The organism is Kineococcus sp. TRM81007, from assembly GCF_022669155.1.
Lineage (GTDB): Bacteria > Actinomycetota > Actinomycetes > Actinomycetales > Kineococcaceae > Kineococcus.
Genome location: NZ_JALBVB010000030.1, coordinates 1 through 24277 on the forward strand (window position 1 = coordinate 1; position 24277 = coordinate 24277).

Below are 24277 nucleotides of genomic sequence, written 5' to 3' on the forward strand. Positions count from 1 at the left end.
CATGACCGCGATGCCCGGGGGCGTGAGGTCCGGCCGAGGGCGGGGAGGTGCGCGTGCGGGATGCTGGGGACATGACGGTCAGCGATGACACCAATCCCGGCCCCGGCCACGACCTGCTGCGGGCCGCGGCGGTCCACGCCTGGTCCCTGGACCGCACCCTGGGCCGCTTCCGGGCCGGAACCACCACCGAACCCGCCGGGCTGCCGCTGCTCGAGCTGCCCGCGGCGCTGCGCGACCACGGCTACCGCACGGTGCAGGTGTGCCACTTCCACCTCCCGCACCGCGACGCCGGCTACCTCGCCGAACTGCGCGCGGCGCTGGCCGAGGCCGGTGTCGTGCTGGACGCGTTGCTGGTGGACGACGGTGACCTGACCCACCCGAGCGAGGCCGCGCGCGAGGAGGCGTGGATCTCCTCCTACCTCGCCGACGCCACCGCTCTGGGAGCCACCCGGATCCGAGTGGTGGCCGGCCAGACCCGCACCGGCACCGCGCAAGCCGACAGCTCCGCGGCGCTGGGGCGCATCGCCGCCCGTGCCGGGGACCTGCGCGTCGTCACCGAGAACTGGGGTGACGTGACGCGCGACGCCGCGGACGTGCGGGCTGTCCTCGACCCCCTCGAGGGGGCGGTGGGACTGCTGGTGGACCTGGGGAACTGGAGCGGTCCGGGCAAGTACGCCGACCTGGCCGAGGTCGCCCCCTACGCGGAGACCTGCCACGCCAAGGCGCACTGGGACGGGGGCGACGTCGACGAGGTGGACTACCGCGAGAGCCTGTCCTCGATCCTCGACGCCGGGTACAGCGGTCCGCTGGCCCTGGTCTACGACGCGGTCGGCGACGACGAGTGGGCGGGGCTGGCCGTCCAGCGCGCGATCGTGGAGGACCTCCTCAGCTGAGCGCTCGACTGAACGGCCGCGTTTCGGACGTGGCCGCTCGGCGACGACCGCGCGGATCGGGGGAGCCGTGACCGCGACGTCGTCGACGTCCACGACAGCGGGATGACCGTGCGTCTGGCGAAGGCGGCTTCAGTGCCCGCTTCGGTGGTTGGAGATGCTGCGCGTGCGTCTGGTTCAGGTCGTCTCGGTGGCCCAGTCCGGCACCGCGGTGGTGAAGGGCACCGTGGCCCAGTACTGCTGCTGCTCGGCGGTCAACTCACCGGTGGTGCCCGGCTCGGCCGGTGGCTTGCGCAGGACCTGGAAAGGGGTGGAGTCCACCTCTCCGCTGCGCACCAGCACCACCGGCGCATCGCCGAGGGCGGCCTGGCACGCGGGCAACTGGTCGGCGCACACGATGACGCCGGAACCGTTCGACATCACATCGAGCACCGGGTGCTCCCACCAGGTGCTGGTGAAGGCCATGGAGATGTCGGCGGGCAGCTGAGAGGGCACCACGAAGGTGCCGGGGTGGCGCTGGATGGACTCGCGCACCTGCCGGCGCCAGTCGACCTGGTCGTCACCGGGGCGGTCCGGGGTGTCGAGCGGCAGTTCGACGAAGGGCGGCTGGACGTAGCCGTCCGCGGTGGCGGGGCCGTCCAGCGCTGCAGGGGTCGTGGTGGTGGCGGTGCTGGGGGACTCAGGGGTGCTGGGGGTGGGGGATGACCCGGCGTCCTGGGTGCCGCAGGCGGTGAGCAGCACCGCGGTGGCGCAGGCGGTGATCACCGGCGCGAGGAGGCGCTGCGGTCGCCGTGCACGGGTGGGGGTACGCGGGGTGTCCACTGCTCGAGCGTGGCGCATCGCGGGGGCGGGTGCGGGGTGATGCGCGTGATCGCCGCTGGGGGCTTCGCTGCGGGTGGGGGGCGACGGGGGCCGGCCCACCGTTTCGCGCTGGTGGCGGAGTTGGCCGTGAGTCCGAACTTCGACAGACGCGCGAAGTCAGCGGGATGACCGTGCGTGTCGGCGAAGCGATCTCCAACGCCCTCCTCCGTAAAGGAGGGGGAATGGCCTTAGCGGCGACGAGATCGAGCTGCACCCTCAATCGGTCGCGGAGTCGACCCTGCGCCTGCTGCGTCGCTGGAGCGCGCGGGCGAGGCCTTGGCAGGCGAAGGTCGCCGGCAGCAGGAGGAGGGCTCCTCGCACGTAGGGCACGGGCCCTTCGATCAGCGTTCCGGTGGACCGTAGCGATTGACGTGCGCGACGCGTGTGGGGAAGCAGGACGGTCACGGCGGTGAGGACTCCCGTGGAGTAGCCCCCCAGCCAGCAGCTGGCGGCGAGGTGGGTGAGGACATGGCCCTGCAGGCCGGCCAGCACGTACTGGTAGAGGGGATCGCCTCCTGCCGAGCGGCGGCCTCGCTCGGTGGCGAAGGCCACCAGCACTCCCATCAGGGCGATGGCCGTGGCGGCTTCGACGGTGCTCACCTCCACCCGCTCGGCGGCGCGGCGGGCGGTCGGTGACGGCGAGCCGCGCAGGCGGGTGGCGAGGCGTCGTGAGGTCGCGGCCATGGTCAGGGCTTCTTCGAGGTCGTGGACGAGCCAGGTGAGGAAGAGTTCCGCGGCCAGCGCACGCTCACGGCTGCTGGGCGTCACCACCGCTGCCAGCGGCCGGCGTCGGTTCGCGCATGGGGAGGGGCGCACCGGGTCAGCATGCCGTTGGTCACCTCGTTGCGTGCGCACGAGCCCACTCGCAGCCGCCCGCACTTCGACAGAAGCGTGAAGTGGATCGGCCATGATCGCGCCCGGAGGGCGGGATGAGCGGATGCCACGCAAGGTGACGAGCAGGACGGATCATGGAAGCTTGTGAGCATGACGGGCGAAGTGGCGCGGCATGAGTCGGTCAATCCGCTGCAGCGCGAGGGCAGCCTGCTGGGACGGCGGAACCGATGGGGGTGGGAGCTGTGAGGCGTTGCGGAGCCCTTGCTGGTGTGGTCCTGGTGGTCGGCCTTGCAGCGTGCAGCGGCTCCGACGTGCCTGACCCGCGCGATGTCGCCCTCGACACCTGTCAGGACATGGCGGTGCGGCAGTACGAGCTGTCCAGTGCTGGAGACGACGTACAGGTGCGCGAGGTATCGGTGGAGGCGGGTGACGCCTTCGAGGTGACGGGCGCGTCTGACGGTGTGGAGTGGATCTGCACCTGGACGTCCACGCGCACCGACGACGGTGCGCGGACCGAGGCCACGCTCGACCGGCGCTGACTCGCCGCTCGTGCGGCGTGCTGGTGCGTGAGGGGCCCTGCTGGTGGGCTCAACGGCTGTGGCGGTCGGCGTGAACGCCTGTGTGGTGTGACACGAGGGTGCGTCTAGACCGCCCGCTTCTCGACACGACCGCGAAGTCGAAGGCGACCCGCCGGCAGTCAGGCACGCCTTCCCACCCGCAGACCCGAAGAGCCGTCAAGTGGGTGGACATCGACGGCGCCTTCCAGCACGAGGGCATCACGTGGCCGGAGTGGCTGGAAGCCATCACCGAAGAGGACTGCCAGCGCAGTGCCCGAGCTCTACGGCGTTCCGGCCGGCGCGGCTTCGAGGCCTACGGCCGGAACGGCACGAGACGCCCCGGGTAGGGCCCCGAGAAGACACGTGATGGCCGTCCTCGACCTCCTTCGCTCCGACGCGCAGAACGAACCACTACGGCGCGTCGCGGGCGAGACCATGCCGATGGCCGAACTCGCGGTCGGGCATCCTGGACGGGTGGGTGAACGCCGCCGCTACCGCCTCCGGAGCCACGGGACACTACGCCCGTGGTGGCGCGCGCAGGTCAACACCACCCCCTTGGCCAGCCGGCGCGAACCCCGTCCAGGCCCCGTCACCGATGCCGACGACGAACGCCTGGCCGAGCTGCGCCGGCGGGTCGTCGAACCGGTGGCCACCAGCGTGCTGGGGTCGACAGAGCTCGAAGCCCTGAGCGTGCACTGGGGCGTCGACGGGCGTGAAGGGGACGTGTGGGTGCGCATCGACGTCCCCGACGAGCGGCACGAGGAGGTGCTGCTGTCGCCCTGGTGGATTCTCGGCCCTGAGGACGGGCACCCGCCCGCATCCGAGACCGAGATCGCCGCCCACCTGGGTGACCGCCTGGAGGACTGGGTGTGTGAGACGGCTTTCGCGTGGGGCCAGCGGCGTCGAGCTCGCTACGAGCTACCCGAGGACTAGGTGTACTGACCACTGAGGTTGGTGACGCGCGAGGCGGGTGGTAGCCCACTGAGAGCGGTGTGGTGCCGTGGCGAAGAGGCGGTGGGTGCCGGCGAAGCCGTGGGAGGTGCTCACCCGCCACCCACCGAGTGCCGCAGGAGTCTCCCGAGGCTCCTCGTGAGACCGTGGGCCGTGGTCAGCGACAACCGCGAGCACGACGCCTTCGGACCGTGGGTCGACGAGGTCCACACCCCGCAAGACGTTCCGCGCCTCTACCGCGACCACCCGCTGAACCTCGACGACACCCGGCTGGTGCTGAAGGTGCCCCGCAACATCACCCGACGCGAGGCCACCGCCGAGACGGACCTCTACGAGCACCTGCTGGTGGTGCAGGCTGAGCTGTTGACCGTGCTGAGTCGCCACCAGAGCGCACACGAGACACCCACGGGCAGGCCCGGTGGGTACCGGACTCGGCAAGTAGCGCTCCACGACATCGTCGCCGTCCGCGACGAGGTGGACCTGCTCGATGGCCACCTCCACGTCCACACCCGGGATGGAGGTGTCTTGTCGTTGAGCTACAACGGTTCAGCTCGAGAACGCGTGCAGCGCCTCATCGACGAGCTGCGCACCGGCCCTCACGGTCATCACGCAGGGGCTCCCCGCCCGATCGCCTCGGCGCAACGCACCGCGCCCGGTGCGGGCGCTGAGGAACTGACGATCGCCGCCCTGAGCCCTGACGACGTCGCAGACGTCGCCGTCGTCGCGGACTACCTCCAGGTGGCTCGCCAGCGCCCTGACCTGATCGCCCTGGCCTGGCACGGACGGCAGGTCCTGCGCCCGCGCCTCACCGGCCTGGTAGGGGCACTGCACCACCTGCCCCACCCGCGGTCACCGGTGACGCTGCAGGCGGCACTCCTCGCCCGCGACGGCACGCACCTGGAGGTGTTCGGACGCCGGGAACGGTTGGTCCGCGGCCAACGACCCGTCCACTCCAGTTCCCGGCTGCTCCTTCCCCTGCGCACCCTCGACCGGGTGCGTGCGCGCCCGAACCCCCGGTACCGACGAGCCACCGACGTCACGTTGCAGGCGGGCGATGCTCACCTGCACCTCACCGTCCCCACGGGGTCCCTAGCGGAGAGACTGTTGAGGGTCAGCGCCACCTGGCCGTCGAGCTGACCGCGCACCCGTTCCCACTCCCCACTGGAGCGCTGGAGCGCTCCGCCGCGCCAGCGAGGACGCCCAGGCCCGACTGGGCGCTGTCCGCGATCGGCTCGCGCACCCGGAGGTGAACAACCGTCTGATCACGAGCGGCGCGCGGTGGGCGACGGCTGCGAGGTGCCCTCACGGCGGGGACGTGGATCGCCGGCACCAGGGCAGGAGAGGCCCCCGGGGCGCGTGGCGCGGCCGCTCGGACGGATCCACGTCCTGGCGAGGTGATCTGCTGCGCTCGTGCGACGAGCGCGCCCGCACCCTCGGCTGCTCGTCGAGTGCGGCACGAACCTGCGGCCCTCCGACCTGGCGGTCACGGCGCTGCGCCTGCCTCGTGGTCTTGACGCTGACTTCACACGTCTGGCGATGTCCGACCTGTCGCGGTGTCGGCGCAGCGCGGTAGGAAGAGGCATGGGCTACCGCGACACCTTCATCTCCGTGGCCGAGGACTGCCGGGCGTCCACCGGCGAAGCACCGCCGGCACGGGCCAAGCCCACGGTGGCCGGTGTGCAGCACGCGATGCTCACCGCACGTCCCGGGCACTACACGCAGGAGGACGTGCTGCTGGCCTCCTCACCCGAGGTGCGCGCCCGCGAAGCCGTCGGCGGCCGACCCGCGGGCCTGGAGCAGCTACCGGCGGAGGAGCTGCAGCAGTTGATGGCCGAGTACTTCGCCTCTCCCCGCGCGTGCCTGCGGGCCTCCCCGCTGCCCAAGACCTACGGCTGGGGCCTGCACCACGACGAGGCCGGCCGCATCACCGCCCACGCGGTGGACTCGCCCGGGTACGCCCGCCTGAGCACCGACCCCTCCTTGACCCAGCTGAAGGCGATGCGCTCACGCCGCGCCGGTTGAGCTCACCGCGACACCAGCACCCGATCCACCAGCCAATTCACCACCGCCGCCACCACCACCGACGCCGATCAGGAGCACCCGTGAGCCCCACCCTGCAGGACCGACGACCACCTCAGTGGCTCGTCGACCGCATCGCCAACCCCGTGGTGCGTCGGCTGGCTCCCGGCCCGCTGGGCCGGCACCTGCCGGTGGCGGTGCTCACGGTCACCGGCCGGCGCAGCGGCCGCCGCTTCGACGTGCCCGTGGGGGTGCACGAGGTCGCCGGGCAGCGCCTGGTCTTCACCAGTGCGCCGTGGCGGGTCAACTTCCGCGGTGGCGCGAGCGCCGAGCTGCTCAGCGCCGGACAGCGCAGCACGGTGCACGGGGAGCTGGTGGAGGGCCCCGAGCAGGTGGGTGCCCTCTTCCGCGGCGCGTTCGCCGCGGGCATCACCCCGGCGCAGATCGCGCTGCGCATCCCCGCCGGCCACGAACCCAGCGACGAGGAGCTCGCCGCGCAGCGCAACGTCCTGCTGCTGCACTGAGGTGCGCCGCTCGCGCCGTCGCAGCCGTGCGCGGTCACGGCTACGGGCTCGTGAGGTCGAAGGGCGGGCGGGTCAGGAGCAGCGATCAGCCGCCACCCCGGCCTGAGCACCATGATGTGATCGTGAACGTGAGGGGGGTCGTCCGGGACTGGCACGACGAGGAAGGGTGGGGCGTGATCGACAGCTCCCACACGCCGGGCGGTTGCTGGGTGCACTCCTCCGCCGCCACGACCACCCAGGACGGGCTTCGCCCCGGCCAGGACGTCGCCTTCACCTACGAGCAGGGCGAGCAGGACGGGTACCAGTACCGCGCCCTGCGCGCCTGGCCCTGGGACGAGCAACCGGCTCAGCGGCCCGGCACCACGGTGTTCAACGACCGCAGCGGAGCCTTCACCAGCAGCCTCATCCTCACCTACGACGACCCCGCAGCCGCCGAGGCTGCAGGAGCGCCACCGGCCGGGACGACGCACTGGCCGCCACCGCCGGCACCGGTCCTGGGCACGGTGACCGTCACCGTCTTCGAGGCGACGCCGGGACGCAACGAGGTCCGCATCCACAGTCGCGGCACGCTGAACGAGCACCTGGTGGACGCAGCCATCGGTGAACTGCAGCGGATCCGCCGACAACTGCCCCGCTGAGCCGACTCCCGCAGGAAGGGATCGGCCGCGGCCGCATCGATGTCACGCTCGTGACGCGATCTGCGCGCTTCTGACGCACCCGCAGTGACAGGGTGACCAGCATGTCGAAACGGCTACCTCTGGCCGGGGACGAGAAGACCAGCTTGCACATCAGCCTGGACCGTCACCGCGACGCCGTCCTGTGGAAGCTGGAAGGCCTCAACGACGAACAACTCCGCCGCCCCATGACGCCGTCAGGGACCAACCTGCTCGGCCTGGTCAAGCACCTCGCCGGCGTGGAGCACGAGTGGCTCCCCAAGACGTACGGCCGGTCGACCGAGCCGCTGGAGACCGACGTCGTCGCCGACATGAACGCTGGGCCGCACGAGTGGACCGCCGGCATCGTCGCCTTCTACGGGCGAGCCCGGGCGGCGTCGGACGCGGTGATCGACGAGCACGGCATCGAGGACCTGGGCACCGCCTGGTGCCACTCGGAGTGGGAGCGCTGGGCTTCGTAGGCCACCAGCGCACCACAGCGCCGACACACCGGAAGCCTGACCCCGCGTGAGCTCTTAGCAAAGCCCTCCAGCACAGGCACTGGATCCACCCTGAAGTGCTTCTGGACTCCTCGCGGCACTCCCATGACCACCACCCTGCCAGTAGCCCAACCACAGGGTCCGCCTCGACCCGCAAGGCCCCCGCCGATCGGCCTGGGACGTTCGACCCCTTCTTCTCAACACGCGCGGTCACGACGCGTCAGGTGCGCGATCACGAGCAGCCGTCGGTGCCCGCTCGTGTCGATGTGTGCGACATCACGAACACCGCCTCGACGCTCCACGTGTGGTTCGACGCGGTCTCCTGCGGCGGTCAGGACGGCATGGTCTCCGGGGCGATCTCGTGCAGGCGGGCGGCCACCGCCGCCTCCAGCCGGTCAAGGGTGGCGATCTCGAAGAACGCCGAGTCGAGCTGGTCCCACAACACGGCGTCCTCGTCGGAGAGCTCCTCCCGGCCGGTGGGTCGGAACCGCAGGTACTCGTCACGGGCGCGGGCGACGAGCGCAGCGACGTCGACCAGACCGAGCCAGCGGTACCCCGCGATGGCGTCATCGACCGACTGCATCCTCTCGCTGAAGAAGATGTTCTCGATGCCTCCGCCGACCAGTCCGCCGTTCTCGGCGATGCCGTGCAGGGCCAGAACCGCTCCCAGGGACCGCAGCCCAGGAAGGACCGTGGTGTCCTCGCGCTCGTAGGCGTCGATGGCGCGGACGTTCAACGCCTCGATCAGCGGGGTCATCGTCTGCGGCCTCCGGTCGCGAGCAGGTCGGGTTCAAACGCTAGTGCTCACCTCAGACGCTTCGGTGGAGGAGGACTGGGCGGGCGGCATCTGCGACCGAGTCCCGACCCTGGGCACCGTCGTGCGCAGAGATCGCCGAGACGCAGACCCTCGCTGCACCTCCACGGTCATGGCGCGTTGTTCGCGGTGCCCCTGTGCGACGGAGCGGATCTCGCAGTGCCTGGCTGCGACACCACCCCGCCCACTGCCGGCGATCAGCGTTCAGGCGAAGCCGCGGAAGACCCCGTCAGGACCGGTGGAGCCCTCGAAGTCCTCCCAGTCCATGTTGGCGATCGACAGGTTGTTCTCCACCGACGCCAGAGCCTGCGGCGCCACGCGCAACTGCTGGGCGTCACCACCGCGCACCTGCAGAACCAGCAGCGGCATCTCCGGCGAGGACAGCGCCGTCGCATCAGCGAGCACGAGCAGCACGTACGGCGGAGCAGCCGCCGCCAGGTCGGCGACGGACGCACCCGCCCACCGCTGGTGCTCGACGGTGCTCAGGGAGGGCGTGAACCCGTCCGGGCCCGGCGTCTGCAGAGCGCTGACCAACGCCCCCCACTGCGGCTGACGGGTGAAGTCGGTGCGGATCAGCAGCGACCCCCGATCCGCAGGCAAGTCCCCGGTCGCCGCCAGCGCCTCGTCCTCAGCAGTCAGCTCGGGGTGCTCGGCCTCGTGCTCGGCCATCACCTGCCGCAGCCGTTCCTCATCGGCCCGCCGGGCGTCCTCCTGCGACCACCCCTGCGCCTCCTGCGCCAGGGCCGCCAGCCGCTCCTGCTCAGCCTGCGGGTCCGGAGCGGTCTGCTCCGCGCACAACCCGATGCCGCCCTCCGCCGCGTCCTGCGGCGGTTCGCACCCCGACCCGGGATCGTCGGCCCAGAAGGAGTCCGAGCTCACCGCCGGGGTCTCAGGCTCACCCTGGTCAGCGGTGGAGGTCCTCACCGGGTCGGTCGGGGAGCTGCAGGCGGTGATGGCCACCAGCAGGGCGCTCAGGAGCGGGACGCGACGCACACCTCGAGTCTGCTCGACGACCGCTGACCGAAGACGACGAACCCTCAGGCTCGCCCCGCTCGGAGCAGCGGGCGCCCATCGCGGGGCCACCTCGATCAGGGCCGCTGACGATCTCGCGGTCACGGCGCACTGGTGTGCGTCCCCGGTGCCGCACCGCACCGCCACACTCGTGGTCCGCGGGTTCGTGCGGTCGAAGCCGCCGGACCGCACCAGCACCCCGAGAGCGCGGAGGCCGTAGCGCACCCGATCGCGACCCCGTCCACCCCTCGCACGGGTCCTCGACCGGTCGCCACGCTGCCCGCCGTCACCGCCGCGCTGCCCGCGACGGCCGTGGCGACAGTGCGCGGCGCAGGCACCCCCTCTCGGCGGGTGCGTGCTTCGCGACCGGCTACAGGAGCCGGACGTCGTAGTCGCTGAACCGTCGATCGACGGTGAGCAGCTGCAGCCCCCGCCGAACCGCCTGCGCGATGAGCATCCGGTCGAAGGGGTCGTCGTGGTGACGCGGCAGGGCGCCGGCGACCAGACCGTCTTCCACGGTGACCGGCAGCTCGGTGAACCCCTGCTGCTGCAACTCCGCACGCAGGCCGTCCGGCACGGTCAGCTCGCCCGGCGCCGCCTCGATCGACATCTCCCACGCCGAGGCCGCCGAGACGAGCACCTCGTTCTCGTCGTCGGCCACGGCGTCGCGCATGCGCTCCGGCAGGCGCTCGTCGTCGGTCAGCCACCACAGCAGCACGTGGGTGTCGAGCAGGAGGCTCACCGGACGTGCGGCTCGACGTCGTCGTGGAAGGCCGCCACCAGCTCGTCGGGGATCTGGTCGAAGTCGGCGGCGACGGCCACCTGCCCCTTCCAGGACCCGGGACGGCGCGCTCCGCGGGAGCGGGCCGGCACCAGGCGGGCGACGGGCTTGCCCGAGCGGGCGATCACCACGTCCTCGCCCCGCTCGACCGCTTCGAGCAGTCGCGACAGGTGCGTCTTCACCTCGTGCACGTTCACCGTCTGCGTCACAGCTCCACGGTGTGGACTAAGTCGGACCGAGTTCATGCAGAAGCCACCGTCCTCGTCGGCTGCCACGACTTCACGCACACGGCGCCGATCACGTGAACTGCGCCAGTGCAGTCGACGCCTGCGCGCCCGGGCAGGTCCCCGCCGCGACTGCCACCCTGGCCCCACGGCCGACCGTGACGACACCCGGCCGCTGCGACGGCGGCACCTGCTGCGCTCCCGGCGCGGCACCGCCCCCGAGCACCCGGCCCCGGTGGCTCTGGACTGCCTCGTGGCGCTGGCGGCCCTGCACCTGGCCTTCACCGCCCTCGTCGGCTTTCCCGTGTGGTCGGCGGCAGCGTTCGTGCTGCTGGCCGGCGCTGCCGCCTTCTGCGACACCCGGGAGCTGTACCTGTGGTGGCAGCGCCTGGGGCTGAGCCGCTGAGGGCTCGACTTCACGGCCTCGCCGTTGGACGCGCGCTCTTGTCGATGTCGTGGCGTTCGGCGTGACCACTGGGGATGACCAGCGACTGCCCACGGCGTGCAGGATCGATGCACTCCTCCCCGAGCACTTCGAGGACCAGGCGCAGACCCCTCCGCCTCAGGCCGTGACGTGGGCGGAGGCCGTCAAGGCGTCGCGGACCACGGGAAAGAGGTCTCCCCAGCACTGGACGATCCTGCCGTCGGCGACTCGGTACATGACCAACTCCTGGGTGCTGATCCTGCGGCCGGTGGGAGCGATGCCGCTGAAGGCTCCGGTGTGCGTACCCCGACCGATCAACCGTGCGGCGATCGTGTCCTGCTCGACGACCAGGTGCTGCACCTCCCAGCGGTAGTCGGGGAAGGCGACGCACACCGCTTCGACCCCGTCGATGTAGGCGGCCAGGCCATCGACGGGCCCGGACCCGCTCACCTGCTCGGAGACGAACTCGCCCAACTGGTCGAAGCGGTGCTCGTTGCAGCAGGTGAGGTAGCGCTCGTACAGGGCGACGACATCAGCGCGTTCGAGTCCCATGAGGCCATGCTCACACTGCGCAGTGCTGGTGCACCACGCCCGCGGCCTGTGATCACGGAGGTGTCGATCGCGTGGTCACGACGCTGTCGTGGACGTCGTCGACCGTCCGGATCTGTCGATCTACGCGCAGCGTCCACAGCGGCTCCCGGTGCGATGGCGCTCGAGTGGAGGCCCAGCCTGCCTACTCGGTCTTCGATGCCGCCGGTCGCCAGTGCGCGGTACCGGAGGCCACGTCCACGACCACGGCCCCCACCGGCCGCGACGAGGCCCACACTCGGCTGCCCTGCGCATCCAGCACCGCGAACAGCTCGAAGGACACCTGCTCGGCCTCCGGCGGCAGCGGGTACGGCCCGCACTGCCCGATGGCCTTGACCTGCCCGGGCGGTGTCTCGAAGCTGGCCATGCCGCCGTGCTCACCGCCGGTGCTCCAGGCCAGGGGCGCGTCGGTGCGGTAGACGGCATCGACGATCGGCACGTTCTCCCAGGGGGCGGCGTCGATCTGCTCGTCGGTGAAGCCGGGCACCAGCTCGTACTCCAGGCTGACCATCTGCCACGTGCCTCCTGCTTCGGCCGGTGGCTCGTTGCCCAGCGCGTCGGGCCAGGTGCCCTCGTCGGTCAGGCCACGGGCGATGACGCGCTGGCCGGGGACGAGTTCACCGCAGTCGACGTCGAAGCTGGCCAGGAGCTGAGCGGACAGCCGCTCGGAGCGAGGTGGCAAGGTCACCTCATCGATCATGCCGACCCAGCGGGTCCTGTGGAAGTGCTCGACGCATCCGCTCACGGCGCTGACCAGGACGTCCGCAATCGCGACGTGTCGATGGTCGAATGCACGCTGAACACCTACATGCTCGTTGGGCCTCTTCCGACCTTCTCCGCTCACCGCGCACGGCTGGGCCAGCACCTCCCAGACGGCAAGCAGGTCATTGGGTGACTATGAGTCACCAACGTCCGTCTCGGAGGCCACCACGCGGCAGTACGAGTCCTACTCGGAGCGGCGTCGGCTCGAGCAGTACGAAGATGATCTAGCCGCATGGGCGGCCGACGTGGCCGCGCTCCGTCACGAAAGAGCTGACTACCGCGCTAGGCGGTCCCACTGGCGGCGCACCTCGCTCGCCTCCTACCTGGTCCACCGAGTCCTTCCACTCGTGGCGGTAGTCGTGCTCACTGTCGTGCTGGCTGCGGGCCTGCTGCTGTTCGCCATCACTGCTGCCATCTCTGGCGGATACGGCTTCACGGTCGGCTGCACCGTGCTCCTCGTTGGCATCCTCGTAGGCGGAGCTGTCGTCCACGTACGTCTTGAGCGCACCCGGCCCGACTTCGAGCGTCCGGTCGCTCCTCCGAGGGTATCCCCGCCCATGAAGCCGGTGCGGCCTCTGACGGACCGGGAACAGCGACAGGTGAGGGCTCAAGAAGCAGCTGCGGCTCGTGCTCATGCCAAGCACATGAACCGAGTGGCTGGCGAGACGGCCCTTCGAGCGCAGAAGGGACACTGAAGCCGCCGCTGCGCAACGGATCGGACGGACGACCGCTCCACTGCGTGGCTTCCTGCTCCCGCCAGCGCGGGGGGTGGAGCTTTCTGCCGTCAGGTGTTCCTCCACACCGCCCGGGCTTCGACTGCGCTCCCCGGGTAGTGAGTGCACTAGCAGCGTGCGAGGCGCTGCAAAGCGCCTCAACCACTTCGCGGTCACGACGCCCTCGGCGCGCGATCACGGACGGCTGCTGTCGTCCGCTCGTGCCGACGAGCGAGGACCGACTGCGCCAGGCACCCTGGCTCGCACGGCCGCCCAGCACCTCACCGTCGAAGGGCACCAGCGGGTGGTGCGGTAGCCCTGTCGTCGTCCCCACCACCGTCGCCACCCACCCGGGCTCCGGCTGCCTCTCCGCCGTCCTCCGTGCCGTGCTCTCGCTGCCGTCCTCGGCCCACCTCGCCCATCGCCAGCCTCCATCCGGGTCCTGTCCGCGCTGAGGGGCCCGTGCTGCCGTCAGGGACGTGACGGTGCCCGACTGCCGGGTCGTGCCGCGGTGTCCGCGACCCGTCGAGCGGCGCGTGCGAGTCCGGTCCTCAGACCTTGCCGCGCAGCAGACGACGGAAGTAGATGCGCGGGAGGACGTGGCGGTCGAACCACCACGTCGATCGGCGAGGCGCGAAGGGATCCAGCAGGGGCAGCGGGCGGGGGCCGTTCCGGTCGGCCTGCACCAGCATCAGCTGGTTCCGGGAGGTGGTCACCGGCATCACGGTGTACCCGTCGTAGGAGCGCATCCTCCTGCCGGAGGAGGCGGCGGCGATGTTGTGGGCCAAGACCTCGACCTGCTTGCGCAGCGCCCCGCCGGAGGAGCGGGTGGCGATCGCGGCGGCATCACCGATCGCCCAGACGTCGTCGTGGCGCCTGGACCGCAGCGTGGCCGGGTCGATGTCGACGAGCCCAGCGGGCGGTGCACCGCCCAGCCCGCTGCGGGTGATCCACTCCGGGGCGCGGTAGTGGGGCACGGCGTGCGCGTAGGCGACCTGGTCCAGTCGCCGGGTACCGGTGGGGGTGGCGATGTCCACGGAGCGCAGCACCGGGTCCACGCTTCCCAACCGGGACTCGCGCACCACCGTGACGCCGTAGGAGGCGAAGACGGCCTCCAGGTGCTCGTCGGCACCTGCCACGCCCAGCGGCTGGGCCTCGGGGAGCACCACGGTGACGTCGAGGTCGCTCAGCACCCCGCTGCGGCGCCAGTGGTCGCACGCCATCAGGGCCGGCTTCAGCGCTGTGGGACCGCACGGCGCCGGCTCAGGGGGGACGGTGAAGACCACCGAACCCTCACGGACCCCCTTCAGGGCGGGCCACACCAGCGGCGCCGAGCCCGGGACGTACGTCGAACCCGCCCAGCCGGCGCTGTAGGCGTCCTGCAACCCCGGGGTCGCCGCCCAGTCCTCGCGCATGCCGGGGCACAGCACCAGCGTGGTGTAGCCGATGCTCGCTCCCCGCCGGGTGCGCACGGTGCGGGCCTCGGCGTCGACCGACTCGACGGCGTCCTGCACCCAGCGGCACCCCGCAGGGATCACCGAGCTCGTGGGCCGTTCCACCTCGGCGGGTGTGGCTCGGCCGGCGCCGACGTAGTTCAGCAGTGGGCGGTAGCGGTGCACAGGGGACGGCTCGATGATCGCGACGTCGGGAGCGCCGTCCCGCAGGAGCTTGGCGGCCAGGGAGGTCCCTGCGTTGCCGGCACCGACGACGAGGACCTCGGCGTGGGTGACCGACGTGCCGGGACGGGGAGCGCGGAGGGGGGTGGGCACCAGGCAACCCTCACCGCCGGACCCCGCGCACGCCAGTCGGTGGCAGCGCGGCTGCGGGGGTCCTGCGGCCGTGGCCCCGGCGGGTGCGCGGCGAACCCGTCGCGCCGGTGCCCGCCGGTCGGCAGACTCCGGGTGTGCGTCGCATCACCTCGGAGGCCGAGCTGCGTGAACTCGTCGGGGAGCCGCTGCCGCAGGCGCTCGCCAAGGAGCGCACCCGCCTGCACGAGCTGGACCGGCAGTGGCTGGCCGCCTCCCCGTTCTGCCTGATCGCCACCTCCGGCGCCGACGGCAGCTGCGACGTCTCCCCGAAGGGCGACCCGCCCGGGTTCACGCTCGTCCTCGACGACACGACGATCGCGATCCCGGAGCGGCCCGGCAACCGCCGCGTCGACGGCTTGCGCAACGTCCTCGCCAACCCGCACGTCGGCCTGGTGCACCTCGTGCCCGGCCGCGGGGACACGCTGCGCATCAACGGCCGCGCCCACCTCGTGCGCGACGCGCCGTTCTTCGACCGGATGGTGGTGCGCGGCCACCGGCCGGTCCTGGCGCTCGTGGTGGAGGTCGAGCAGGTCTTCCACCACTGCTCGAAGGCGTTCCTGCGCTCGCGGTTGTGGGAGGAGGAGGCCTGGACGCCGGACGCGGTGCCGTCCCGGGCCGTGCACGCCCGGACGCTGGAGCGGCCGGACGAGGCGCTGGAGGACCTGGAGCGCTACTACGGCCCGGACTACGCCGCCGGTCTCTACCGCGCCCGGTGAGCGTGCCGGCGCCCCGCGCACCCGACGCGGCGCCCGGCGGCAGCAGGGGCGGTGCCGTCCTGGTCGCGGCGCTCGCCGTGGACTCGCTGGGCAACGGGTTGTTCCTGCCGCTGTCGCTGGTGTTCTTCCTCGAGCTGACCGACGTGCCGCTGTCGCTGCTGGGCGTGCTGCTGACGGTCGCGAACGCGGTGGCGCTGCCGGTGCCGCTGTGGGCGGGGGTGCTCGCCGACCGCGTCGGCGCCCTGCCGGTGGTCGTCGGCGCGCAGCTGCTGCAGGCCGCCGGGTTCCTCGCCCACGCGCACGTGGGCGGCCCGGTGGGGGTCTTCTGCGCGGCCGCGCTCGTGGCGGTGGGGGTGCGGTTCTTCTGGTCGGCGGTGTTCACCGCGCTCGCCGACCACGCCGACGGGGGCGGCCGGTGGACGGCCGACACGTGGTTCTCGGTCGCCAACGGCGCCCGCACCGCCGGGCTGGCCGGCGGTGGGCTCGTCACCGGTGCCGTGGTCGCCGACGGCCGGGCGGGCACCTACGTCGCGGTCGCCCACGCGGCCGCGGGCTGCTTCGCCGCGGCGGCGGTGCTCATCGCCGTCTTCGTGCGCGCCCCCCGCCCGGCCGGCGCCGCACCGGCGGGCGGCGCCGAGGGGGCGGGCGGTGGTTACGGGGTGGTGCTGCGCGACCGGCCGTTCCTGGTGCTGGTGGGGCTGAACACGGTGTTCGCCCTGGTCAGCGTGCTGCTCGCCCTGGCGCTGCCGATCGTGGTGCGCGAGGACCTGCGCGCCGCGCCGTGGCTGACCGGGGCGGTGCTGGCCGGCAACGCCCTGCTGGTGGCGGTGCTGTCCGCGCCCGTGGGTGCCCGCCTGCCCCGGTACCGCCGCACGAGGGTGCTGGCGCTGGCCGCGGTGCTGTGGACGGCGTGGGCGCTGGCGCTGGCGGTGCTCGGCCCGGGCGGCGCCGGCGTCGCCGTCGCCCTGGCCGCGGTGACCCTGCTGTTCACCGCCGCCGAGCTGCTGCACGCGCCCGCCTCCACCGCGCTGGCCGCCGCCACGGCCCCGCCGCACGCGCGCGGCCGGTACCTGGCGAGCTTCCAGTACTCCTTCGCGCTCGCCTCGATCGCGGCGCCGGCGTTCTTCACGAGCCTCTTCGCCGTCGGCACCGCCGCGCCCTGGCTGGTCCTGGCCGCCCTCGCCGCCGCCGCCGGCGGCGGGGTGCTCCTCCTGGAGCGGGCCCTGCCGCGCGGGGCCGTGCGCCCCGTCGCGGCAGCGCAGCGGTAGGGGCCGCCGCGCCGGAAGGGGGGCGCCACCGCGGGGTGGCCCGCGGCGTCAGCCGAGTCGGCCGTCGGGCAGTGACCCGGCGCACCGCTGCACCCCGCGGTGCTGGGCCGGGGTGAACGCGCCGAACGGCTCGGCCGCCACCCCGTCGCGGTCCCGTGCCCACGTGCCGACGACGGTGCCGCCGTGCACGACGGTGCCGCGGAAGACGCCGTTGCCGCCGGGCACGACCCGTCCGGCGTGCTCGGGCGGCAGGACGTGGGAGCGGTCGGCGTAGCCGAGGAGGAACTCGTCGAAACCCGGCAGCAGGTGCACGCCGGCGGCCTCGCGGCCGTGCGCGGCGACGAGGTCGCCCAGGGCGGGGTCGTGCAGCAGCTCCACCCCGTCGACGTCGGCGGCGGCCAGTTCACCGCGCACGGCGGCGGCGCCGCGTCGTGCCGCCGTCACCGGCAGCCCCGCCCAGCGGGCGAGGTCGGCCGCGCTCGCGGGGCCGTGGGAGAGGAGGAACCGGCGGGCCAGCTCGGCGAGCGCCTCGTCGCCGTCGAGGACGCGCGGTGCGCTCACGTGCTCGGCGAGCAGCACGAACTCCTGCTCGCCGCCGCGCAGCGGCCCCAGGCACAGCACGCCGGTCAGCGACAGGTGCAGCAGCAGGTGGTAGCCGCGCCCGGCGGCGGTGGCCTGCCCCGCGGCCTCGAACGCGGCGAGCAGCTCCGCGCGGGAGGCGCCGCGGCCGCCGCCGAGCAGCTCCTCGGCGGCGGTGCGGGCGGCGCGCACGTCGTCGTCGCCGATGCCGAGGGCGGCGCGGCGGGTCGCGGTGGAGCGCAGCACGCGCGGCGCGCACAGCGCCAGCACCCACGGCAGGTCGGCGGCGGGCAGCAGGTGCAGGGTGCCGCGCAGAGGCCAGGACCGCACGACCCGCCCGTCGTCCAGGGCGGCGGCCAGGCCCGGCGAGCCGGGGGCGGTGCGCAGCGCGACGGCGGTGGCGGCGGCGCGCAGGTCCTGCGCCTGCAGGCACGTCAGGTGCTCGACGACCTGCGCCGAGCCCGGCAGCGGCGGTACGACCCGCTGGGCGACGAGCCGCCAGGTCCCCACCTCGCGCGCGGTGAGCGCCACTGTGACCACCCCTTCAGTGCAGCAGGTTGAGCGCGGACAGCGCCGAGGCGCCCAGCACGACGTTCTCGAACCGGTCGCGGTTCAGCCTCCCGACGACCCACCGGCCGAGGAGGGCGCCGGCGACGACCGCGGGCACCAGCAGCAGGTCCAGGCGCAGGGACTCGGCGGTGATGAGCCCGAGCCCGGCGCTGAACGGCAGCTTGAACACGTTGAGGATGAAGAAGAACCAGGCACCGGTGCCCAGGAACGACATCACCCCCAGCCCCATCGTGAACAGGTAGATCGACATGGGGGCGCCGCCGGCGTTGGCGACCATGGTGCAGAAACCCGCCAGCGACCCGAAGGTCGCGGCCACCAGGTGGCGCCGGCCGGGGGAGGCGGGCACGAGGTCGCCACCGCTGCGGCGCAGGCGGTGCCGCCGCAGCAGGTGCAGGCCGACGAGCAACAGGATCACCGCACCGATGGACCGGCGCATCAGGGTGTCGCCGACGACGTCGATGAACCACGCGCCGAGCAGGACCCCGACCACGACGCTGGGCAGCAGCCGCAGCAGCAGCGACCAGTCGGCGTGCCGGCGGTAGGCGGCGAGCGCGAACAGGTCGCCGACGATGAGCAGCGGCAGGATCGCGCCGGTGGACTCCTTCGCCGGCAGCACCGTCGCGAAGATCGCGACCGCGACGGTGGCGGCCCCGCCGACGGCCGTCTTGGCGAACCCGACGACGAGGGCGGCGACCAGGAGGAGGACGAGGCCGGTGGTGCTCACGTCCACGGGGCGCCCCGGCGCTGGTGCGGTGTCACCGCGCGAGGCTAGGTCATCCGCGCGTGCCGGGTCAGGCGGCCGGCTCCATGGCGGTGCGCAGCCGCTTCAGGATGCCCTGCAGCAGCCGGGAGACCTGCATCTGGCTGACCCCGATCTCCTCGGCGATCCGGTTCTGCGTCCAGCCCTGCTCGAAGCGCAGCGACAGCACGCGCGCGTCGCGCTCGGGCAGGGAGGCCAGCAGCGGGGCCAGGGTGAGGCGGTCCACGGTGGACTCCAGGGCGGCGTCGACGTCGCCGAGGGTGTCCAGGACGCTCGTGCGGGAGTCGTCGCCGCCGGCGACGAGCTCGTCCAGGGAGTGCAGGCGGTACTGCTCGGTGGCGGCGAGGCACTCGCTGACCTCGTCGACGTCGACGCCGAGCCGCTGGGCGACCTGCGAGATCGTGGGGGCGCGCCCGGACTCCTGCTCCAGCTCGCGCCGGGCGGCGCTGACGCGCGGGCTGAGCTCCTGCAGCCGCCGCGGCGGGCGGATGCTCCAGCCCTTGTCGCGGAAGTGGCGCTTGACCTCCCCGGAGATCGTGGGCACCGCGAAGACGGCGAAGTCGCGCCCCAGGGAGGGGTCGTAGCTCTGGACGGCCTTCATCAGCCCCACCGCGGCCACCTGCTGCAGGTCCTCCAGCTCCTCGCCGCGGCCGCGGTAGCGGCGCGCGATGTGCAGGGCCATCGGCAGGTTCAGGGTGGCGATGCGCTCGTGCAGGCGGGCCCGCTCGTCGGGGCTCTCCTCCCCGGCCAGCGCGGTGAACAGCTCGGCGGTCCGCTGCTGCACGGCGACGTGCTCGTGCTGCGCCGCACCGCGGGCGGCCGGGACCACCTGCTCCCGGGCCACCTGTTCCGGGAGCGTCGCGCCGGCCCCCGCGGGCAGGTCCACGACCGGAGCCACGGCACCCGTGGCCGGTGCGGTGACCTCCTCGGCGACGCCGTGCGGGTCGTTCGTCATGCTCGTGGCCGTCCTCGTTCCCTCTGGCTGCGCACCGCCCCTCCGGGACGGAGGGGCGGTGTGCATGCCAGCAGTGCGCGGGCCGGTCGGCAACCGGAAGCGGGCAGCGGCGGGCGCGCGGGTGAGCCCGCCGTGCGCGCCCGTGCGCCGTCCCGCCGCGCTGTCGGTGCCGGGGTGCAGACTCGTCGCGTGCTGCCCCCCGGTGCGTCCGCGGTGCGCTCGCGCCCGGACCCGACCCGCCCGGCCGTGCTGCACCTGGACCTGGACGCCTTCTTCGCCGCGGTGGAGCAGCGCGACAAGCCGTCGCTGCGCGGGCGGCCGGTGGTGGTGGGCGGCACGGGCGGTCGCGGGGTGGTGGCCACCGCCAGCTACGAGGCGCGCGTGTTCGGGGTCGGCTCGGCGGTGCCGACGGCGTGGGCGCGGCGGCTGTGCCCGAACGCCGCCTACCTGGCGGGCCGCTTCAGCGCCTACCGCGTCGTCTCCGAGCAGGTGATGGCGCTGGCGCGGGAGCTGTCGCCGCTGGTGGAGCCGGTCTCGCTGGACGAGGCGTACGTGGACCTCTCCGCCGCCCGCGAGGGCCTGGACGCGGCGGCGGTGACGGCGATCGCGCAGGGGTTCCGGGAGCGGGTGCTGGCGGCGACGGGCCTGACGGTGTCGGTGGGTGCCGGCCCCAGCAAGCTGGTCGCGAAGATCGCCTCGGACCTGCGCAAACCGGACGGCCTGGTCGTGGTGCCGCCGGCCGAGCAGCACGACCTGCTGGCCTCCATGAGCGTGCGCCGCGTCCCCGGTGTCGGCGCCGTCACCGGCGACCGGCTGGTGCGCAGCGGCCTGCGCACGATCGGCGACCTCGCCGCCGCCGACGAGGGCGAGCTGGTGCGGATGCTCGGACGCGCCCACGGCACCGGCCTGCTGGCGTTCGCGCGCGGCGTGGACCCGCGCCCGGTGGTGCCGGAGCGGGAGGCGAAGTCGGTGTCGGCGGAGCAGACGTTCAGCACCGACCTCACCGACCGGCGCGACCTGGCCGAGCGCACCCGGCGGGCGGCGGAACGCGTCGCCGGCCGGCTGGTGGCGGCGGGGGTGTCGGGCCGCACCGTGACGCTGAAGGTGCGCCGCTACGACTTCTCGACCCTGAACCGCTCGCGCACCCTGCCGCACGCGACGAGCTCGGCGCGGGAGATCGCCGCGCACGCCGTCGAGCTGCTCGACGGCGTCGACGTCGCCGACGGCGTGCGGCTGCTGGGCGTGGGCGTCTCGGGGCTGTCGGAGTTCGCGCAGACCGACCTGCTGGCGGACCTGCTCGGCCCGGTCGACGAGCCCGAGCGGGAGGAGCCGGCCGGGGACGGTCTGCTGCCGGGCGGGTCCGCCCACCCGTACGGCGCGCCCGCGCGGCCCGGGTGGCTGCCGGGCCAGGACGTCCACCACGCCGAGCACGGTCCCGGCTGGGTGCAGGGCTCGGGGGTGGGGCGGGTGACGGTGCGCTTCGAGGGCCCGCACACCCCGCCGGGGCGGGTGCGCACCCTGCGCGAGGACGACCCGGACCTGCAGCCCGCCCCGCCGCCGGTGTTCGACCCGCAGCGGTGGGCGGACGCGCGCGCCCGGGCCGCGTCGTGACGGCTGCGCCGGCAGCGGTCGAGGGGCTGGTGCTGGACGTGCCCGGCGGGTTGCCGGCGGACCCGCTGCGCCGGTTCCTCGCCGCGCACGCGGTGCCCGGCGCGGAGCGCCACGACGCGGCCACCGGCACCCACGAGCGGCTGGTGCCCACCAGCGCCGGGCCCGCCCCGGTCGCGGTGGTGCTGGGCGCCGCTCAGCGGTGCGAGCGGGTCCCGGTGCGGGTGCTGGAGCCGGTGCCGGGTGAGGTGGTGGGCGAGGTGGTGGGCGAGGTGCGCCGCTGGCTGGACCTGGACGGCGCCGTCGCCGCGGCCGAGGAGCACCTGCGCACCGACCCGGAGCTGGCGCCGCTGGTGGCGGCCCGGCCGGGGCTGCGGGTGCCGCGGACGGTGTCGGGCGCGGAGACGGCGCTGCTGACGGTGCTGGGCCAGCAGGTGTCGCTGGCGGCGGCGCGCACGTTCGCCGGTCGGCTCGCCGCCGCGTTCGGGCGGCCGGCGGGTGCGGGGCTGACGGCGTTCCCGGCACCGGCGGTGCTGGCCGCGGCCGGGCCGGACGCGCTGCGGGCGGCGACCGGGGTGACGGGGGCGCGGGCGCGGGCCCTGCACGCCCTGGCGGAGCTGCTGGCGGGCGGGCTGGACCTGGACGCCGCCCGGGCGGCCGGGGAGGGCGCGGCGGCGCGGGCGCGGCTGCTGGCGGTGCCGGGCGTGGGGCCGTGGACGGCGGACCTCGTGGCGCTGCGCGCGCTGGGCGACGACGACGCGTTCCTGCCGGGCGACCTCGTGCTGCGCCGGGCGATGGGCTCGCCCCCGCCGGCCGGGGCGCTGGCGCGGGCGGAGGGCTGGCGGCCGTGGCGCGGGTACGCGCTGCTGCACCTGTGGACGCGAGCGGTGTTCACGGACCCCGCCCCCTCACGCTGAGTTCGGGTGTGAGTACGGTGCGGAACGTGCAAGCAGCGCAGGGGACCGTGGTCGTGACGGGCGGCAGCCGGGGCATCGGCGCGGCCGTCGTGCAGGCGCTCGCCGCCCGCGGGGTGCCGGTCTGCTTCAGCTACGCCACGAACCGCGAGGCCGCCCAGGTCGTCGCCGAGCAGGCCACCGACCTCGGCACCCCGGTCAGGGCGGTCCGCGCCGACGTCTCCTCCGAGGCGGACGTGCGGCAGCTGTTCAAGGAGGCCGAGCAGCTCGGTCCCGTCACCGGCCTGGTCAACAACGCCGGCGTCAACGCGCCCGCGGCCCGGGTGGCGGACATCGACGCCGACCGCGTGCGCCGCCTGCTGGAGGTCAACGTCGTCGGCGCGTTCCTGTGCGCGCGCGAGGCGGTGACCCGCATGGCGCGCGGCGGCGGCGGCACCGTCGTCAACGTCTCCTCCCGCGCCGCGGTCCTCGGCAGCCCCGGCGAGTACGTGGACTACGCCGCCTCCAAGGCCGCCGTGGACACCCTCACCGTGGGCCTGGCGCAGGAGGTCGCCGCCGACGGCATCCGCGTCGTGGGCGTGCGCCCGGGCCTGATCCGCACCGAGATCCACGCCTCCGCCGGCGACCCGGGCCGGGTGGAGCGGCTGCAGCGCAGCGTCCCGATGGGCCGCGGCGGGGACGCCTCCGAGGTGGCCGAGGCCGTGGTGTGGTTGCTGTCCGACGCCGCCTCGTACGTCACCGGCACCACCCTGGACGTCAGCGGCGGTCGCTGACCCGACCGGGTGCCCCCCCGTCCGGCGCCTTGGCGGGGGAGCGTCCCGGCGGGCACCATCGGGACCGGTCGCGGCACGAGCCCGGCGCGCGCCCCCCGGGGGGTGCGGGACGCACGGACGGCGGGAGGCGGTTTCTCCAGTGGCGGGACACGAGGTGCCGGAGCACCGGGAACCGGTGGGCACCCCGCCGCCGCGGCCCTTCACGCTGCACCCGGTGGCGTCGGCGGTGCCCGCCGCGGGCGGGAGCGCGAGCGGTCCCGGCGACGGTGACCGCACCTGCGCGGACCCCTGCGCGCACTGCGGGGAGCTCGCCGGTGCGGCCCTGGACGCCGACGTGGTGCGGGCCGTGCTGAGCAACACGACGGCGCTGGTGTGCATCCTCGACGCCGAGGGGCGCCTGGAGCTCTTCAACCGCGCCTGCGAGCAGCTGACCGGCTTCGCGGCCGCGGACGTCCTCGGGCACGGGGTGTGGGAGACCCTCGTGGTCGCCGACGAGCGGGCCGTGGCCCGCTCGGACATCGAGGTGATGGCCGCCGGGCCGGCCGGGGCGGTGGCCGAGGGCACCTGGCGGGACCGCTGGGGCGGCACCCACCTGATCGCCTGGCACAACACCCCCCTGCCCGACCGCGACGGCCGCCCGCACCGCATGGTCTGCGTGGGCGTCGACATCACCGAGCAGCGCCGGGCCGAGCTGCGCCTGCACGAGATGGCCCGCACCGACGTGCTCACCGGGGCGCTGAACCGGCGGGCGATGTTCGACGAGCTGCGCACCGCGCTCGAGCCGGGCAGCGACGGGTGCGGGCTGCTGTACTGCGACCTGGACGGCTTCAAGCGGGTCAACGACGAGCTGGGCCACGCCTCGGGCGACCGGTTGCTGACCGAGGTGGCGCACCGCGTGCGCGCGGTGCTGCGGCCCGGTGACCTGCTGGCCCGGCCCGGCGGCGACGAGTTCGTCGTGCTGCGCCCCGGTGCCGGGGCAGAGGCGCTGCCGGAGCTGCGGGAGCTGGCGGGCCTGGTGCGGCGGGCCGTGGGGGAGCCGTACGCGCTGCCCGGCGGCCGCGGCCGCGTGGGCGTCAGCGTCGGCGTGCACCTCGCCGCCCCCGGCGAGGGCCCCGACGAGGCGCTCGGTGCCGCCGACCGCCGCATGTACGGGATCAAGCGGGACGGGCGCACGGAGCGCGTGCGGGCCGGGCGCTGAGGCCCACCGGTCCCGTCCCGGG

26 protein-coding genes and 1 pseudogene are annotated in these 24277 nt (G+C 73.9%); 15 read left to right on the top strand and 12 right to left on the bottom strand.

Features of this window, described 5'->3' with window-relative positions; all coding sequences use genetic code 11:
* Nucleotides 1-71 precede the first annotated feature (71 nt).
* Nucleotides 72-893, top strand: coding sequence for a sugar phosphate isomerase/epimerase (locus MN205_RS02660; protein WP_242123770.1), 822 nt, complete (start codon nt 72-74; stop codon nt 891-893).
* A gap of 174 nt (nt 894-1067) precedes the next feature.
* Here MN205_RS02660 and MN205_RS02665 read toward each other — a convergent pair whose 3' ends face one another.
* Both MN205_RS02665 and MN205_RS02670 read right to left on the bottom strand, forming a co-directional pair.
* Nucleotides 1068-1712 (bottom strand): hypothetical protein, encoded by a 645-nt coding sequence (locus MN205_RS02665; protein WP_242124055.1) that lies wholly within the window; start codon nt 1710-1712, stop codon nt 1068-1070.
* A 255-nt stretch (nt 1713-1967) separates the two neighbouring features.
* Nucleotides 1968-2519, bottom strand: a complete 552-nt coding sequence (locus MN205_RS02670) for an HXXEE domain-containing protein (protein ID WP_242124056.1) — start codon at nt 2517-2519, stop codon at nt 1968-1970.
* Nucleotides 2520-2854: 335 nt separating this feature from the next.
* On the opposite strand from MN205_RS02670, the gene MN205_RS02675 reads away from it, so the two are divergent.
* The 7 genes and pseudogenes from MN205_RS02675 to MN205_RS02705 all read left to right on the top strand — a co-directional run.
* Nucleotides 2855-3124, top strand: a complete 270-nt coding sequence (locus MN205_RS02675) for a hypothetical protein (RefSeq protein ID WP_242124058.1) — start codon at nt 2855-2857, stop codon at nt 3122-3124.
* Nucleotides 3125-3508: 384 nt separating this feature from the next.
* Entirely contained in the window at nt 3509-4075 is a 567-nt protein-coding gene (locus MN205_RS02680; RefSeq protein ID WP_242124060.1) for a hypothetical protein, read from the top strand.
* 171 nt (nt 4076-4246) lie between these two features.
* Complete coding sequence (locus MN205_RS02685; RefSeq protein ID WP_242124062.1) at nt 4247-5230, top strand: hypothetical protein; 984 nt, start codon at nt 4247-4249, stop codon at nt 5228-5230.
* 444 nt (nt 5231-5674) lie between these two features.
* Nucleotides 5675-6115, top strand: coding sequence for a DUF6157 family protein (locus tag MN205_RS02690; RefSeq protein WP_242124064.1), 441 nt, complete (start codon nt 5675-5677; stop codon nt 6113-6115).
* 80 nt (nt 6116-6195) lie between these two features.
* The gene (locus tag MN205_RS02695) at nt 6196-6636 is read left to right on the top strand and encodes a hypothetical protein (protein WP_242124066.1); all 441 of its coding nucleotides are present in this window, start codon (nt 6196-6198) and stop codon (nt 6634-6636) included.
* A 122-nt stretch (nt 6637-6758) separates the two neighbouring features.
* Nucleotides 6759-7274: a cold shock domain-containing protein gene (locus MN205_RS02700; protein ID WP_242124068.1), complete on the top strand. Its 516-nt coding sequence runs from the start codon at nt 6759-6761 to the stop codon at nt 7272-7274.
* 101 nt (nt 7275-7375) lie between these two features.
* Nucleotides 7376-7762, top strand: a pseudogene (locus tag MN205_RS02705) (DUF664 domain-containing protein); the annotation flags it as partial.
* A gap of 358 nt (nt 7763-8120) precedes the next feature.
* On the opposite strand, the gene MN205_RS02710 reads toward MN205_RS02705, so the two are convergent.
* The 4 genes from MN205_RS02710 to MN205_RS02725 all read right to left on the bottom strand — a co-directional run bounded on the left by MN205_RS02710 (nt 8121) and on the right by MN205_RS02725 (nt 10604).
* Complete coding sequence (locus MN205_RS02710) at nt 8121-8546, bottom strand: hypothetical protein (RefSeq protein ID WP_242124072.1); 426 nt, start codon at nt 8544-8546, stop codon at nt 8121-8123.
* A gap of 261 nt (nt 8547-8807) precedes the next feature.
* Entirely contained in the window at nt 8808-9596 is a 789-nt protein-coding gene (locus tag MN205_RS02715) for a cell envelope integrity protein TolA (protein ID WP_242124074.1), read from the bottom strand.
* Between the two features lie 388 nt (nt 9597-9984).
* Nucleotides 9985-10356: a type II toxin-antitoxin system VapC family toxin gene (locus MN205_RS02720; RefSeq protein WP_242124076.1), complete on the bottom strand. Its 372-nt coding sequence runs from the start codon at nt 10354-10356 to the stop codon at nt 9985-9987.
* Entirely contained in the window at nt 10353-10604 is a 252-nt protein-coding gene (locus tag MN205_RS02725) for a type II toxin-antitoxin system Phd/YefM family antitoxin (protein ID WP_242124078.1), read from the bottom strand. Before MN205_RS02725 ends, MN205_RS02720 begins: the two co-directional genes overlap by 4 nt.
* A 250-nt stretch (nt 10605-10854) precedes the next feature.
* Between MN205_RS02725 and MN205_RS02730 the strand changes: the two genes are divergently transcribed.
* Nucleotides 10855-11025, top strand: coding sequence for a hypothetical protein (locus MN205_RS02730; protein ID WP_242124080.1), 171 nt, complete (start codon nt 10855-10857; stop codon nt 11023-11025).
* Between the two features lie 156 nt (nt 11026-11181).
* On the opposite strand, the gene MN205_RS02735 is transcribed toward MN205_RS02730, so the two are convergent.
* From MN205_RS02735 to MN205_RS02745, 3 genes are all read right to left on the bottom strand, one after another.
* Nucleotides 11182-11595, bottom strand: a complete 414-nt coding sequence (locus MN205_RS02735; RefSeq protein ID WP_242124082.1) for an ester cyclase — start codon at nt 11593-11595, stop codon at nt 11182-11184.
* A gap of 181 nt (nt 11596-11776) precedes the next feature.
* Nucleotides 11777-12319: a hypothetical protein gene (locus tag MN205_RS02740; RefSeq protein ID WP_242124084.1), complete on the bottom strand. Its 543-nt coding sequence runs from the start codon at nt 12317-12319 to the stop codon at nt 11777-11779.
* A 1338-nt stretch (nt 12320-13657) separates the two neighbouring features.
* Complete coding sequence (locus MN205_RS02745) at nt 13658-14875, bottom strand: NAD(P)/FAD-dependent oxidoreductase (RefSeq protein WP_242124086.1); 1218 nt, start codon at nt 14873-14875, stop codon at nt 13658-13660.
* A gap of 134 nt (nt 14876-15009) precedes the next feature.
* Here MN205_RS02745 and MN205_RS02750 point away from each other — a divergent pair, with 134 nt between their 5' ends.
* Nucleotides 15010-15630 (top strand): pyridoxamine 5'-phosphate oxidase family protein, encoded by a 621-nt coding sequence (locus MN205_RS02750; protein ID WP_242124088.1) that lies wholly within the window; start codon nt 15010-15012, stop codon nt 15628-15630.
* The gene (locus MN205_RS02755) at nt 15627-16898 is read left to right on the top strand and encodes a hypothetical protein (RefSeq protein ID WP_242124090.1); all 1272 of its coding nucleotides are present in this window, start codon (nt 15627-15629) and stop codon (nt 16896-16898) included. The genes MN205_RS02750 and MN205_RS02755 overlap by 4 nt, the downstream gene beginning before the upstream one ends.
* Nucleotides 16899-16946: 48 nt before the next feature.
* Here MN205_RS02755 and MN205_RS02760 read toward each other — a convergent pair whose 3' ends face one another.
* From MN205_RS02760 to MN205_RS02770, 3 genes are all read right to left on the bottom strand, one after another.
* Nucleotides 16947-18017, bottom strand: coding sequence for a winged helix DNA-binding domain-containing protein (locus MN205_RS02760; protein ID WP_242124091.1), 1071 nt, complete (start codon nt 18015-18017; stop codon nt 16947-16949).
* Between the two features lie 4 nt (nt 18018-18021).
* Nucleotides 18022-18771: a sulfite exporter TauE/SafE family protein gene (locus MN205_RS02765; RefSeq protein WP_242124093.1), complete on the bottom strand. Its 750-nt coding sequence runs from the start codon at nt 18769-18771 to the stop codon at nt 18022-18024.
* Between the two features lie 67 nt (nt 18772-18838).
* Nucleotides 18839-19762, bottom strand: coding sequence for a SigB/SigF/SigG family RNA polymerase sigma factor (locus MN205_RS02770; protein WP_242124095.1), 924 nt, complete (start codon nt 19760-19762; stop codon nt 18839-18841).
* 189 nt (nt 19763-19951) lie between these two features.
* On the opposite strand from MN205_RS02770, the gene MN205_RS02775 reads away from it, so the two are divergent.
* The 4 genes from MN205_RS02775 (at nt 19952) to MN205_RS02790 (ending at nt 24255) form a co-directional block, all read left to right on the top strand.
* A complete protein-coding gene (locus tag MN205_RS02775) occupies nt 19952-21373 on the top strand; it encodes a DNA polymerase IV (RefSeq protein WP_242124097.1) in 1422 nt (473 codons plus the stop codon).
* A 26-nt stretch (nt 21374-21399) separates the two neighbouring features.
* Nucleotides 21400-22287 carry a DNA-3-methyladenine glycosylase 2 gene (locus MN205_RS02780; protein WP_374115818.1) on the top strand — a complete coding sequence of 296 codons (888 nt, stop codon included), beginning with the start codon at nt 21400-21402 and terminating at the stop codon, nt 22285-22287.
* Nucleotides 22288-22313: 26 nt separating this feature from the next.
* On the top strand, nt 22314-23057 hold the full coding sequence (locus MN205_RS02785; protein ID WP_242124101.1) for an SDR family oxidoreductase: 744 nt from the start codon (nt 22314-22316) through the stop codon (nt 23055-23057).
* 139 nt (nt 23058-23196) lie between these two features.
* Complete coding sequence (locus MN205_RS02790) at nt 23197-24255, top strand: GGDEF domain-containing protein (protein WP_242124103.1); 1059 nt, start codon at nt 23197-23199, stop codon at nt 24253-24255.
* Nucleotides 24256-24277 lie beyond the last annotated feature (22 nt).

Coding starts and splice junctions, on each gene's coding strand:
- MN205_RS02660 (WP_242123770.1), top strand. CDS start 72: ATGACGGTCAGCGATGACACCAATCCCGGCCCCGGCCACGACCTGCTG.
- MN205_RS02680 (WP_242124060.1), top strand. CDS start 3,509: ATGGCCGTCCTCGACCTCCTTCGCTCCGACGCGCAGAACGAACCACTA.
- MN205_RS02690 (WP_242124064.1), top strand. CDS start 5,675: ATGGGCTACCGCGACACCTTCATCTCCGTGGCCGAGGACTGCCGGGCG.
- MN205_RS02710 (WP_242124072.1), bottom strand. CDS start 8,546: ATGACCCCGCTGATCGAGGCGTTGAACGTCCGCGCCATCGACGCCTAC.
- MN205_RS02735 (WP_242124082.1), bottom strand. CDS start 11,595: ATGGGACTCGAACGCGCTGATGTCGTCGCCCTGTACGAGCGCTACCTC.
- MN205_RS02770 (WP_242124095.1), bottom strand. CDS start 19,762: ATGACGAACGACCCGCACGGCGTCGCCGAGGAGGTCACCGCACCGGCC.